Origin of the sequence: Chryseobacterium viscerum, assembly GCF_025949665.1 — a bacterium.
In the GTDB taxonomy this organism is placed as follows: Bacteria; Bacteroidota; Bacteroidia; order Flavobacteriales; family Weeksellaceae; genus Chryseobacterium; species Chryseobacterium viscerum_A.
Window position 1 is genome coordinate 571,573 of record NZ_JAPDFT010000002.1, and the last position, 14,849, is coordinate 586,421.

Consider the following 14,849-nt stretch of genomic DNA (forward strand, 5'->3'; position numbering starts at 1 on the left):
ATTTATTACCGAAAGGCATTCTTTTGCTACCGAATGGGAAATTAATGAATCGGAATACAAAAATCAACGATCATTTTTCCTTCCGGATGCTCTTTAAAATTAGAGTGATAGATTTCGTAAGGAAAGGTTCTTCTGGTAGTGTAATTGTTCTCATTCATCCATAAAAACAAAGAAACCCAGCATTGCTCGAAGTCGTTGAGCGTTATTTCCCCGCTTCCAACAATATATTTTCCGGCTTCTATGGTTTCTGAAAAAACTTCTCCCTGTGTTTCATTCAATTTTTCATCCAAAAGCATACATGCATGAATCCTAACCTTATCGGCAGGAGTTACCTTGAAACTGTCATGATAAACGGAAATCATTTTGACTTTTTCCCGCGGAAAAAGATTTTTTCTGATAGCCCAGTCTATTAATACATTGAAAGAAGATTCCACATTGGCAATTCCAAGGCTCATCACAGATGCCAGATTCATTTCCGGCATTTCTTTTACTTCGATTTTTAAATTCATATTGGTCCAATTTAATAGGTTTTCAATATTGCAAATGTATTGGCTGAAAACCGTATCAATTTGTCCGTTCTTGCTATGTGTTTGTAAAATCTTGTGAAATTTTTCCGGAGCTGATCTGCGAAATTCTGTAGGAGGCAGACCGTAATGTTTTTTGAATGTTTTGCAAAAAGCTGAGTGGTTTGAAAATCCAAGATTCCAATAAATTTCTTTGATCTCCATGTTCTTATGCACCGCCAGATGAAGGGCACTTTTTTCTATTTTCTTTCTGATAATATAGCTCTGAAGGGTCTCACCGGTAACGAGTTTAAATATTCTGTGAAAGTGAAACGGTGAATAGGCACTGATCTCTGCAATTTTTTCAAGAGAAAGATCAGCGTCAAGATTCGAATCAATGTATTGTATTGTTTTTACAATCCGTTTTTTATATGCTTCCAAAATAAAAGGTGTAGAATCACAAAGGTATTGATCCTAAACACATTTCAGTTGTCTATTATTGCTAAATAATGCAGTGTCCTATTCTATTAATGACCTCTTTTCATTGCGATATATATACAAAAACTACCGATTACTGCTAAAACAGCTCCTAAAATAAATGGCGCTCCACTGTAAAAAACGGGTGACTGAGGAGAGGTAAAATAAGCAAATACCCAGGTCATCAGCAATGGTCCGAAAATAGAGGTTAAGCTAAGGACACTGGTGAGGCCTCCCTGCAACAGCCCCTGTTTATTATCTGGGACTTTTGAGGAAATCATGGCCTGAAGTATTGGAGATGCCATTCCTCCCAAGGCATAAATAGCAATTACCACAAACATCATCCATCCTTTGTTGGTTATTCCGAATAGCAGCATGCTCAGACAAAAGAATGCCAGGAAAATAATTACTGATTTCTTCTGGCCCAGCTTATTGATAAAGAGTCCAATTAATCCTCCCTGGAAGATAACCATCAACAGTCCTAAAAATCCCATTGAATAACCTATCATATCCTCTTTCCAGTTAAATTTATCCATGACATATACACTCCATGAGCTTTGTACGGAGTGTCCCGCCAAGGCAATGAGAATAAAGGCAATGATAAATGAGGGTGCTAAAATCTCTCTATCCAGACTTTTTATTACTCCAATCGGATTGGCTGTTTTCCAGGAAAATGGGCGGCGGTTACTTTCTGACAAAGACTCTGGGAGAACAAAAAAACCATATACCAGATTCAGTAAGCTTAATCCGGCAGCGGCATAAAAAGGAATTCTTTCTCCATATTGTCCTAGAGCTCCTCCTATAACCGGCCCAATAATCATCCCTACTCCGGCAACGGCACTCATAATGCCAAAATATTGTCCTCTTTTCTCTGGAGTACTGATATCTGAAATATAGGCTGCCGCTGTTGTCATACTGGAACCCATTATTCCATTGATGATTCTTCCTACAAACAACCAAGCAATATCAGGTGCCAATGCAAGAATGAGATAATCTATTCCAAGTCCCAACAATGAACATAAAAGCACCGGTCTCCGTCCATATCTATCACTTAAGCCACCCAAAACAGGGGCAAACAAAAACTGCATTAAAGCATATATGGATATAAACCATCCAATATACTGGGCAGTGATACTGATATTATCTGCATTTGACAGTTTTGTAATCAAAGTAGGCAGTACAGGCCCAATGATTCCTATCCCAATGATATCAATAAGGACTGTAATGTAGATAAAGGTTAATGCGTGTTTTTTTCTTCCAGGCATAGGTAAGGTTTTACTTTATGAATGAATTAGATATTTATTATTTAGCTGCTGCAGTATTCATGAGGTTTTTGATTACCTGCGACAGATAGTTGAAATTCTGATTGATAAAGAAATGGTTTCCGTTGACGATCTGACATTCACATTCTGCTTCAGTATAATTAGCCCAGTTTCTTATATTCAGTGCGTATTTTTCGCTCTTCCCCATTACTGCATAAATGGGAGTTTTTATTTTTATGTTAGGAATCTGGTTACTTTTACTTTCCAGAAGTCCGAAATCTCCTCTCAAAACAGGTTCAAAAAAGTCTAATAATTCTTCATATTGCAGCACCTCATCGGAAATTCCACCCAGTTTTCTTACTTCAGCAAAAAATTCTGTTTTAGGAAGATGTGCAATTGGTGTACTTTCTTTTATTCCTGGGCCCGGATATCCCGTAGCTACAAAATGTACGGGTGCATCGCTATCTTTTTCTAGGGCTCCGCAAATTTCAAATCCCAATATAGCTCCCATACTGTGACCGTAAATCAAATAGGGAACATTTTTATTCCGTGCTTGTTTTATTTGTTCCAGTATGTCCGTTAAAGCTTCATTCTTATTTTTCAAAGGAGGTTCTGACATTCGGTCTCCTCTTCCCGGAAGTTCCGGAGTTTCTACCTGAAAATGAGGCTGCAAATTTTCTATTAAAGGGCGAAAAGAGTTTCTGTCTCCGCCGGCATAGTGCAACAAAAATATTTGTGGTTTTAGTGATGTGGTTCTGTTCATGGGGTTTTCTTTTTATTCTCCAATTGTTTTATTAATAATATCAATGATTTCTTCTTCTTTCTCCAACATAAACTGGTGTGTGGCATCAATAGGATATACTGATAACAACTTCTGATCTTCTATGACTGAGTCTACATTATTGTATGTACAGCCCATTATATAGTTGTTAAATGATTCATCAACTCCATCTCCGCCTAACATGGCTTTTAGTAAAACTACTTTTGTAAAGCTTAGATTATTAGAGACTCTTTCTCTGGCAATGGTGAATTCTGCTGACATAAAGCTCTTAGTCGCTATAAAACGGCTGTGATCTACAGGAACCTCCAGTTTGCTGCTCAATTCTTCATCTGAAGGGAATGAAAGGAAATTGACCAACTGCTGATCTGAAGCGTAGAAAATGGTATCTAGCAGATAAACTTTGATCTTTTTACACCCTCTTTTTTCAAGCTGGGAAGCAATTTCCAAAGCTATATTTCCTCCAAGAGACCAACCAAGCAAAATATACTCTTCCTGTTGAGTTTGTTGTTGTATCCGTCCAATATGATCCAGATAATACTCTGCAAGCTTGTTCAGATTATCAATCTTTTCTTCATGGTAGAGATTATAAGAATCCACACCATAACAGTCATAGTTTGTTTTCAACCGTTCTGCCAAGGACTGATATACTTCACTTCCTCCATTCCCTGGGTGAATAAGGAATATATTCGGATTGTTATTAACTGCATTCAGAATGGATACAGTTCTGTATTCTTTGCCATATTTTCCAATAAGAGCAGCTAGTTTGCTGATTGTTCTTTCTTTGAAAACATCTACAATCTTCACTTTAACATCTAATACCTGCTGTATTTTGCTAATCAGCTTTATAGCCATGATACTGTTTCCTCCCAATCTGAAGAAATCATCATGAATACTGATAGATTCAGGACCAAGGTTTAATATTTCACCGTAGATTACCGCCATCTGTCTTTGAAGTTCATTTTCCGGAGCGGCATATTCTGATATTCCTGTAAATTCAGGTTCTGGAAGTTGTTTTCTATCCAGTTTGCCATTAATAGTTAATGGTAAGGCCGTTAAATGAACAAAAACATTCGGCACCATATATTCCGGAAGTGATTTCAGCAAGAATTCTGACAATTGGCGTGGATCAATTACCGAATCGGAAATATAGTATCCGACAAGGTATTTCATATTTCCTTTGTCTTCTTTCACTACAACTGCAACCTGACGAATACCGTCATATTGAAGCAGAGTATTTTCAATTTCACCCAGCTCAATTCTATGACCGCGAATCTTTACCTGGAAGTCATTTCTTCCTATATATTCCAAGTCTCCATTGGCTAATCTGCGAACCAAGTCTCCCGTTCTGTATAAACGGTTGTTTTCTCCTCTTTCCTTTTGGTCTTCCGTCTGGAATGGGTTTAGCATAAAGCGTTCTTCGGTAAGCTCGGGTCTGTTCAGATAGCCTCTGGCAATACCCGCTCCTCCAACATACAGCTCTCCTACCGCTCCTGTTGGGACAAGACGACATTGATTATCAAGAATATATAAACTTGTATTCGCAATAGCTCTACCAATATTCAACGGGTTTTTATCTTCCTTATAATGATGAAGCGTAGCACATACTGTTCCTTCTGTTGGCCCATATTCATTGATGAGGGTAATGTTCTCAATATTTTTATCCAGAGCCGGGAAGCTCTCTCCTCCTGCATGAATCAATTGTAAACTTGTTCCGTTATCTACAACATCCCTCAACAAGACTGGTGGAATAAAGGAAACCTCTATAGTATTAGATTTGATATACTCATTAAGTTCATTTACTGAGGTTCTAAGCTCATTACTATATAACCAAAGGGTATTTCCGTTGCATAAAGACGGGAATGTTTCATATACAAAGGCATCAAATACATAATTGGAGTACACTCCTACATTTTGATATTTTTCAAGCTGATGGATATCTGTCATAGCATCAATCAGGTTGATGACTCCTTTATGTTCAATCATTACTCCTTTTGGAAGTCCTGTAGTTCCGCTGGTGTAGATTACATAGGCTAAATGGTCTGCAGATACTTGGGTAACAGGATTGTGAGTCTCTGCTGTTGCCAATTCCTCAATTAATTCTCTATCATTCAATGAAACAAGGTTCAATTCTAAAGAAATCTCGTTGAATTTGCCTCTTACTTCTTCCTGAATAATGATAACCTCAGCTCCTGTATCTTTTATAATATGGTTGATTCTTTCTGCGGGATATGAAGGATCCATCGGTACATAAGCTGCACCGGCCTTTAATACGGCAAGGGTTGCCACTAGCATATCTTCGGATCTTTCAAGGCATAATGGTACCAAATCATCAGGCTGCAGCTGGTATTCTTTGATCAGGTAATTTGACAACTGATTGGCCTTTTCATTCAATTCTCTATAGGATAGTTTCACATTCTGATATACCAAAGCTGTAATATCAGGCGTTAGGGAAACCTGAGACTCAAACTGTTGATGAATTGTTGTTTGATCCTGATATTCTTTTCGGTTATCATTTAAGAGCTCTGTGATCTCTCTGCGTTCTGTTTCTGGCAGAAGAGAGATTTCTCCTATTTTCAAGTCGTTAGCATCGGATTTTCCAATCTGTACAATCTGAGTTAACAGATATTGATAGGTTTCTGCCATACGGTTTATGGTCTCTTTTTTAAATAGAGACGTTGCATAGTTGAAGGTCATGTGAACTCCCTCAGGACTTTCATTAATCATGGTTGTAAAATCGAATTTCGCGGCCTGATAGTCTACATCACCATCAAAAGGCTGGAAGACCATCTCTTTTTCCTGAGTTGCAGTATCTCCACCATGACTTGTCTGAAGACCAAACATCACCTGAAATACAGGATGTCTTGAAGTATCCTGTTCTACACCTAGCTCCTCCACCAGTTTCTCAAATGGAAGATCCTGATGTCTCTGGGCATCTGTCACTGACTTTGACACCTGCAGAATAAAATCCCTGATATTTTGTTTAGGATCAATTTTCTCTCTTAGTGCCAATGTATTCACAAAGAATCCGATAAGGTTTTCAAGGCCTGCATAATGACGGTTGGCAATAGGACTTCCTACTATAATATCTTCCTGGCCTGAGTAGACAGAAAGAGTGAGATAATAACCACTCAGCATTACATTGTACAAGCTTACTCCAAGACTTTTAGAAGTTTCTTTAAGTCCTAATGCTGTTTTTTCTGGGATATTAAACCTGATAGTATCTCCTTCATAAGAAATTTCAGCAGGTCTATGGAAATCTACAGGAAGATCTAAACTCTGATAATCATCAAGTTTTGTTTTCCAATAGTTAATTTGATTATCAAGGCGTTCTCCTGTAAGATAGTTTCGCTGCCATAATGCAAAATCCTTGTATTGGATCTTTAATTCTGGAAGTTCTGGCCGTTGTCCTCTGGCAATAGCATGATAAGCTTCTGCCACTTCTTTCAGGAATATATCTGTAGACCATCCATCAAAAGCAATGTGATGAATAACTACTGACAGATAATTGATTTTCTCTAAAGTGAAAATATTGATCGCAACAGGAATCTCTTCTTCCAGATGGAATACTTTATGAGCACTTTTGTTTACCTGCTCCTCCAACTCTTCCCTGCTTCTGACTTCTATAGTTCTGATTTCCGGAAGAAGATCGGTAACCACCTGATAACCCACTCCGTTTTCTGTAGTCAGAATGAATGTACGAAGTACTTCGTGGCGTTGTATTACTGTTTCTAAAGCTGTGCATAAAGCCGGAATATCAGTTTTCATACTTAGAGTAACCGTCATTGGAATATTATAAGCACTGCTTCCGCCTTCATAGGATTCTATAAACCAAAGTCTTTCCTGAGCAAAGGACAGTCTTTGATCTTCCGGGTTATCTACTTTTAAAGGAGACAGGGTTATCTGATCCTCTAAGACATTTTCTGACAAAGCTCCAGATAAAGAAGCCACTGTTTTATGATTGAATATCATAGCAACGTTAGTCTGCATATCTAATGTCAGTCTGATTTTACTGATAAGCTTTATGGCCATGATACTGTTTCCGCCCAATCTGAAGAAATCATCATTGATGCTGATATAATCTGGGTTAGTTCCCAATATTTCTCCATAAATGGTACAAAGCTTTTCCTGAAGGTCATTCATTGGGGCCGTGTACTCATTACCTCCTGTAAATTCAGGTTCAGGTAACTGTTTTCTATCAAGCTTACCATTGATGGTTAATGGTAATGATTTTAAGTGAATAAAGGCAGAAGGAATCATATATTCCGGTAATGTTTCCGATAAAAATGCGGTAAGCTTTTCTATCTCTAATGCTGTATCTGAAACATAATATCCGGCAAGATATTTCATTCCATTTGTGTTATCCTTAGCCAATACCACAGATTGTTTTATTTGCGGATATTGAGAAAGTCTGTTTTCTATTTCTCCCAGTTCTATTCTATATCCCCGAATCTTTACCTGAAAATCGTTACGACCCATATACTCTATGTTTCCATCCGCTAAATAGCGAACTAAATCTCCGGTTTTGTATAAACGTGCATTTTCTCTGTTTTTTTTCTGCTTTTCTGTCTGATAAGGATTATCAACAAATCGCTCTTTTGTAAGGTCTTCTCTGTTCAGATAACCTCTGGCGATTCCTGCACCGCCAAGATATAGTTCTCCAATTGCTCCTACAGGAAGTAAACGACTATTTTCATCCAAAATATAGGCTGTGGAATTCCCTACAGGACGGCCGATAAGTTGTACATCACCATGCTCTACTTTTTTATAAGTTGCATAGATCGTTGCTTCAGTTGGGCCATACAGGTTATAAAGTTGAGTATATTCTGACCAGTATTTACCGGTTTCATATTCACAAGCTTCTCCTGCATACAATAATCCTTTAAGGTTTGGGTATTCTATGCGCGGCAATACAGAAAGCATTACTGGTGGTAAATAAGCATAATCTATTTCATGGGTCAGCAGGTATCTGCTTATTGAATCTGCATCCTTCTTTGTTTCTTCATCCAATACATGAAGTTCATTTCCGAACAGCAGAGTATTGAAAAACTCAGACACTGAAACATCAAAAACATATGAGGTATAAGCTGTTATCTTTTGTTCTCCAATGAAACCGTAGGCTTCTCTTACCTGATCTACAACATTGACTACATTTCTATGTTCAATCATTACTCCTTTCGGAAGCCCCGTGGTTCCACTGGTGTAGATCACATAGGCCAAATTTTCCGGAGTTACTGAGGTAACAGGACTTTTTGATGACATTCCAGCAACAGCTACCTGTAAATCAATATCATCTAAGGAAACAATCTCAGTATTATCCAGTATTTGCGCTTTATCTTTTATACTTTCCTGGCTTATGATGATTTTAGCATTCGTGTCTTTAAGAATATGCTCTATTCTATCTGTGGGATATGAGGGATCCATTGGAACATATGCCGCTCCGGATTTTAATACTGCCAGAATAGCGATCATCATATTTTCTGAACGTTCCAAACATAGTGGAACAAGATCATCCGGCTGAAGATTGTAGGTTTGGATCAGGTAGTTGGCTAAGCGGTTTGATCTGTGGTTCAGTTCTTCATAAGATAATCGAATATCTTTGTAAACCAGTGCAATATGATTGGCTGTTTTTGTGGCCTGCTCTTCAAATCGTTGATGAATTGTTGTATAAAATGAAGGATCCAAATCTATTGTATCATTCCAGGAATGTAATAATTCTGATTGGCTATCAGAAATATATAAAATTTCATTTGAATTCATATCAGAAACTTTTATGATCTGATCCAACATCAAATTCATTCCTTTTACCAAATCTTCTATTGTTTCGGATTCAAAAAGAACACTCTCATAGTTCATTTTAAGGGTTACACGATCTCCTTGCTCCGATGCCATTATACTTAACGGATAATCCAGTTTTTCAACGGAATCTTTGAATGCAAAACCTAATTCATTGCTTCCTTCTCCTTTTGGAACAGGATAGTTTTCATATACAAATAAGCTACTGAATATTCTTCGTCCATCCCGTTGAAGGGTTGCCAAATTGATATCACTGTGGGTATTCAGATCACTGATTCTGTTCTGAATTTCCATGATATGATCTATGATACGCCCATCTGCATGATTAACAATTAACGGCAGGGTATTGATATACAATCCGGCTGATGTTTCTATACCATCAACAGGTAAGCTTCTTCCTGAAACAGTGGTTCCTACTACTGTTGTCTGCAATCCGCTGTACAGCTTTAACTGGCTGTGCCATAAGTACTGCAATACTGCATTCACTGTTAATCCATGAGCTTTTGTGAAGTCTTTCAGATTGTGGTATCTGTCTCCGCTGATCAGCATAGTTACTTTCTGATGATCTTTGATATGACGATAAGTTCCTAAGTCTATGTGTCTTTGTTTTTCTTTTACAAGACTTTTCAGGTCTTCCTGATCGTCAAGTAACATCATATACCTATCCCAGAAGCTGCGCCCTGCTTTTTTGTGGGCCTGTAAATATTTCTGGCTGTCTGCATACGCATGATCTATTGACAGTACATATTCTTCATTATTAAGCTGGCTCAGATAAACCTCATGAACAGTATTCATCATTACAGGCATACTCCAGCCATCCAGTATCGCATGGTGATTACTGAACAGACAGCTATAATATTCCTCATTTCTTTTGAAAAGATAGACTCTGAACAGATTTCCTTTAGTAAGATCATATCCTTCTAAACGATCATTATGAGTAATTTCTTTAATCAGTTCTTCCTGTGCTTCTTCAGACAGGGTGCTGATATCCTGATATCTCCAGTCTAGTTTTCCTTTTTTGTCTATGACCTGTACAATTTCTCCATTCCAATCGAATCTGAGTCTCAGGGATGGGTACTGTGCCTGGGTTAGATTCCAGGAATTTTTTAGTTTTTCTGTATTTATTTTAGCACGATACTCCCACATCAGTTGTACTCTGTAGGCATCATCTGTCTCTCCCTGGTTCAGGGCATGATATACGAATCCTTCCTGTAAACTGTTCGCAAGGTACACTCCTTCTATCTCACCTTTCTCCTGAATGGCTGAAAGCTGAAGTTTTTCCACTACATGATCTACATCTGATGCAGTAAGATAACTTCTGTTTTCTTCTGAAAGGTTCTTAATAATAGATTTCAGGTTCTGTTTGAAGCTTTCGAATAAGAGTGTAGTATTTTCTGCTGAAAGGTATCCTGAGATTCCGAAGCGAAGCTGTCCGTCAACCACTGCACCGTTGATGCTTACAAAATGGCTGTCACGGTTGGAAATACCAACTCCCGCTCCGGTATCTTCTGCCGCGATAAACCATGTTTTCTCACCGGATACATCCTCTTTGTCAAGCTGTCCCAGGTAGTTGAAGCTAATCTTCGGTAATTCACGGTTTATATATCCCACCAGACTGCCATAGCCGATTCCATTATTCGGAATGCTTCTCAAAGATTCTTTGGTCAGGATAACTGTATCTTTTGATGATTTTCCTGTTTCCAGCTGTACCGGATACATGGTGGTAAACCAACCCATCGTCTCAGTGATGTCTAGCTGGCTGAATACTTCTTCACGGCCGTGGCCTTCCAATAGAATGGCATGATGCTCATCTCCGGTAACATCAGTAAGAGCCTGTGATAAGGCAGACAATAGCAAATCATTGATCTGGGTGTGATATACATGATGTACTCCACGAATCAGCGTTCCGGTGGATTCTTTATCCAATTGAAGATGACCATGATGATATTCATCCGTAATCAGTTTAGATAATGTTGAATTGCTTTCCTCAACAGTATCAGCGATATGATTCCAATACGTAGTTTCCTGATCTCTGGATTCCGGATTCTCTTTTTTATAGTTTCTGATGGCTTCTACCCATTGACGGTAGCTGCTTCCTTTCTGAACCTGATAGTTTGCTCCTTTTTCAAGGGTCTGATAGATATTCTTCAGGTCTTCGGTAAGAATTCTCCAGCTTACAGCATCAATAATAAGGTGATGGAAAGCAAAGAATATCCTTGCACTTCCATCCTGATAACCGTTGATATATCCTATCTGATATAACGGTCCGTTTTCAATATCGAAATGCGACTGCCAATCTGTGAATATAATAGCAAGCTCTTCCGGTTTCAGACCAGAAGCATTGAAATAATTGATTTCAGGCGCATTCTTTCTTGATTTATATTCCTGAGTCTGTCCGGTATATCCTAATCTGAATGCATCATGCTTCATCAGCAACTGTTCTATAGCCTGTTCAAAGAGAGCTTTATCAAGTTCCGGAACATTGATTAAAAATGCTTGATTCCAGTGGTTAAATTCCGCAAGATAACCGGATTCTTTTTGTTCAAAGAACCATTCCTGTACCGGCAGAAGCGGAACTTCTCCCGCCAAGATTCCCTGTTCGGTAAGAATATTGGCTTCACTGCCTTGTTTCTTATCTTCTATAAGTTGGGATAACGAGGCTACTGTTCTGGCAGTAAAGACTTCTTTCACGCTTAGTCTTACATCTAACTGCTGGCGAATCTTCCCCACCAACTGAATACTGATAATACTGTCTCCTCCTAATCTGAAGAAGTCATCATGAATGCTGATAATCTCTGAATCAAGTCCAAGCACCTCTCCATAAATCTGGCAAAGTGCGGCCTGAAGCTCTGTTTCAGCGGCTATATACTCTTTTCCTCCAGTAAATTCAGGCTCAGGTAATGCTCTTCTGTCTAATTTTCCATTAATGGTAACCGGAAGTTCAGCCAAATGAACAAAAGCACCTGGGACCATATATTCCGGCAGAAATTCTGATACATATTCAGAAAGCAGGCTGGTTTCAATCGCTGAATCGGAAACGTAGTAAGCTGCCAGGTATTTTAAGCCTGATTTATTTTCTCTTGCTAAAACTGCTGCCTGACGTATATCTGCAAATTGGAGTAAGGTATTTTCAATCTCACCCAATTCAATTCTATGGCCACGGATCTTCACCTGAAAGTCATTTCTTCCTCTGTATTCCAATTCGCCGTCAGGAAGCCAGCGAACTAAGTCACCAGTTCTGTATAAGCGGCTGTTTTCATTTCTTTCTTTCTCTCCTTTTGTCTGGAATGGATTTGCCATGAAACGTTCTTCCGTAAGTTCAGGTCTGTTCAGATATCCTCTGGCAATGCCTGCTCCACCGATAAACAACTCTCCTACAGCTCCTACAGGAACAGGGCGATATTGAGCATCAAGAACATATAAAGTTGTATTAGCAATAGCCCCACCAATATTCAACGGGTTTTTATCTTCTTTGTAATCATGAAGAGTGACACATACAGTTCCTTCTGTTGGCCCATATTCATTAACAAGGGTAATATTTTCAATATTTTTATCTAATGCCGGGAAGCTTTCTCCTCCTGCAAATATCAGTTTTAAACTTGTTCCGTTCTCCACAATTTCTCTCAATAAGACAGGTGGAATAAATGAAACTTCGATGGCATTGGTTTTAATATAATCATTAAGCTCACTCACTGAAGTTCTAAGCTCGTTATTGTATAACCATAGGGTATTTCCATTGCACAATACAGGGAATGCTTCATACACAAAGGCATCAAATACATAATTGGAGTAGCATCCTACTTGCTGATATTCTTCAAGCCGGTGTGCTTTAATCATTGATCTGATGAGGTTTATTACTCCTTTGTGTTCAATCATTACTCCTTTAGGAAGTCCTGTAGTTCCACTGGTATAGATTACATAAGCAAGCTTCCCTGAATGAACTTCAGTAACAGGATTGCCAGTCACTTCTGTTTCAAGTGCTGCTTTAAGGGTAATATCATCCAGTGAAATGACTTCTATATTATGCAGTTTCTCTGTTGTACTTTCCTGTGCAATGACCAATTTTGCCTGGGTATCTTCCAGAATATGCCCTATTCTATCTGCAGGATAGGACGGATCCATTGGAACATAAGCAGCTCCCGATTTTAATATCGCAAGGATTGCAATCAGCATATTTTCTGATCTCTCAAGGCATAACGGTACCAGATCATCTGGCTGAATTTGATACTGATGGATCAGATGATTTGCTAAGCGGTTCGATCTCTCATTAAGTTCACGATATGAAAGTCTGACATCATTGTATACCAAAGCTATGGTATCAGGATTTTTTTCAGCCTGATATTCAAATACCTTGTGAATGGTCATTTCTGATGGATAATCTTCCTGCGTGGCATTCCAATCTGCTATGATCTGCTGAGTTTCCTCTTCTGATATCAGTGAAAGATTACGGATTGGTGTATGATCCGGATTGGTTTCTATGATCTGATCCAAAAGAAGCTGATAAGAACCTGCCATTCGGGTAATAGTTTCTTCTTTAAACAACGCTTTTGCATAATTGAACATGATTCGGAGGGTTTCTCCATCGTCATCAATCATCGTGGTGAGATCAAATTTCGCTGCTTTATAATCTACTTCTCCTGCAAAAGGATGGAATAATGCTTCATCTTTATTGGCTTTAACGTCTCCATCCGCACTTTGAAGTCCAAACATCACCTGGAAAACAGGGTGTCTTGAAGTATCCTGCTCCACTCCAAGCTCATCTACCAGCTTTTCAAATGGAAGATCCTGATGAGACTGGGCCTCATTTACTGATTTTGATACCTGACGAATGAAATCACTGATATTCTGTGCAGGATCTACTTTTTCTCTTAAAGCTAATGTATTGACAAAGAAACCGATAATATCCTCAAGACCTGCATGGTGGCGGTTAGCAATCGGGCTTCCCACCACAATATCGTCCTGCCCGGAATAAACAGACAGCATCAGATAATAGCCTCCCAGCATTACGCTATACAGACTTACTCCTAACTTTTGGGAAAGGGCTCTAAGCTTTTGCCCCTGTTCTGCACTTAGATTGAAATATAAGTTTTCTCCTTCGTAGGATATTTGATTGGGCCTTTTGAAATCTGAAGGTAATTCCAGATTCTGGAAGTCATCCAGTTTATTTTTCCAATAACTGATCTGATTTTCAAGCCGTTCTCCTGAAAGATACTCTCGCTGCCATAATGCAAAGTCTTTATATTGAACTTTTACAGGGGAAAGTTCCGGTTCTTTTCCTTCAACAAGGGCAAAATAAACGGAAGCTACTTCTTTTAAGAAAACATCTATAGACCATCCGTCAAAGGCAATATGGTGAACAACAATAGACAGATAAATATGTCCTGCAAGTTTGAAAATATTGATTTCTACAGGAATCTCCTTATCCAGGCTGAAAACTTTATTCACACATTTATTGATTGCCTTTTCCAATTGTTTCTCATTGCTTATTTTCGATGTTTTAATCTTGGGAATAAGGTCTGTAACCAATTGATATCCTACTCCATTTTCAGTGGTATGGATCATTGAACGAAGTATATCGTGTCGCATTATCACCCTTCTCAAAGATTCCTCAAAAAGGTTTAGCTGAATACGATCATCTATTCTTGTAATGATTGGAATGTTATAAGCACTGCTTCCGCCTTCATAGGATTCTATAAACCATATTCTTTCCTGAGCGAAAGATAATCGTTGTTCTTCAGGGGAATTAACTTTGGCTGGAACTATGTTTATTTGATTTTCGTTATGATTTTCATGAGATAAAGCATTGGAAAGGGAGACCACTGTTTTATGATTAAATACCATTCCTACATTGACCTGTATATCCAGATTCTGTCTGATTTTACTGATTAGTTTAACGGCCATAATACTGTTTCCTCCTAATCTGAAGAAATCATCATGAATACTGATGGTTTTAGCATTGATTCCCAATACTTCACTATAAATTACTACAAGCTGCTTTTCAAGCTCTGTTTCAGGTGCTGTATAGTTTTTGTT

At 38.4% G+C, this 14,849-nt stretch carries 4 protein-coding genes; all 4 read right to left on the reverse strand.

The features are described 5' to 3' along the window. Positions 1 to 41: 41 nt before the first annotated feature. The gene (locus OL225_RS16785) at positions 42 to 944 is read right to left on the reverse strand and encodes an AraC family transcriptional regulator (RefSeq protein ID WP_264518989.1); all 903 of its coding nucleotides are present in this window, start codon (positions 942 to 944) and stop codon (positions 42 to 44) included. 86 nt (positions 945 to 1,030) lie between these two features. Then, positions 1,031 to 2,245 (reverse strand): TCR/Tet family MFS transporter, encoded by a 1,215-nt coding sequence (locus OL225_RS16790; RefSeq protein WP_264518990.1) that lies wholly within the window; start codon positions 2,243 to 2,245, stop codon positions 1,031 to 1,033. A gap of 37 nt (positions 2,246 to 2,282) precedes the next feature. After that, a complete protein-coding gene (locus OL225_RS16795; protein ID WP_264518991.1) occupies positions 2,283 to 3,005 on the reverse strand; it encodes a thioesterase II family protein in 723 nt (240 codons plus the stop codon). A gap of 12 nt (positions 3,006 to 3,017) precedes the next feature. Next, a complete protein-coding gene (locus OL225_RS16800) occupies positions 3,018 to 14,798 on the reverse strand; it encodes a non-ribosomal peptide synthetase (protein WP_264518999.1) in 11,781 nt (3,926 codons plus the stop codon). Positions 14,799 to 14,849 lie beyond the last annotated feature (51 nt).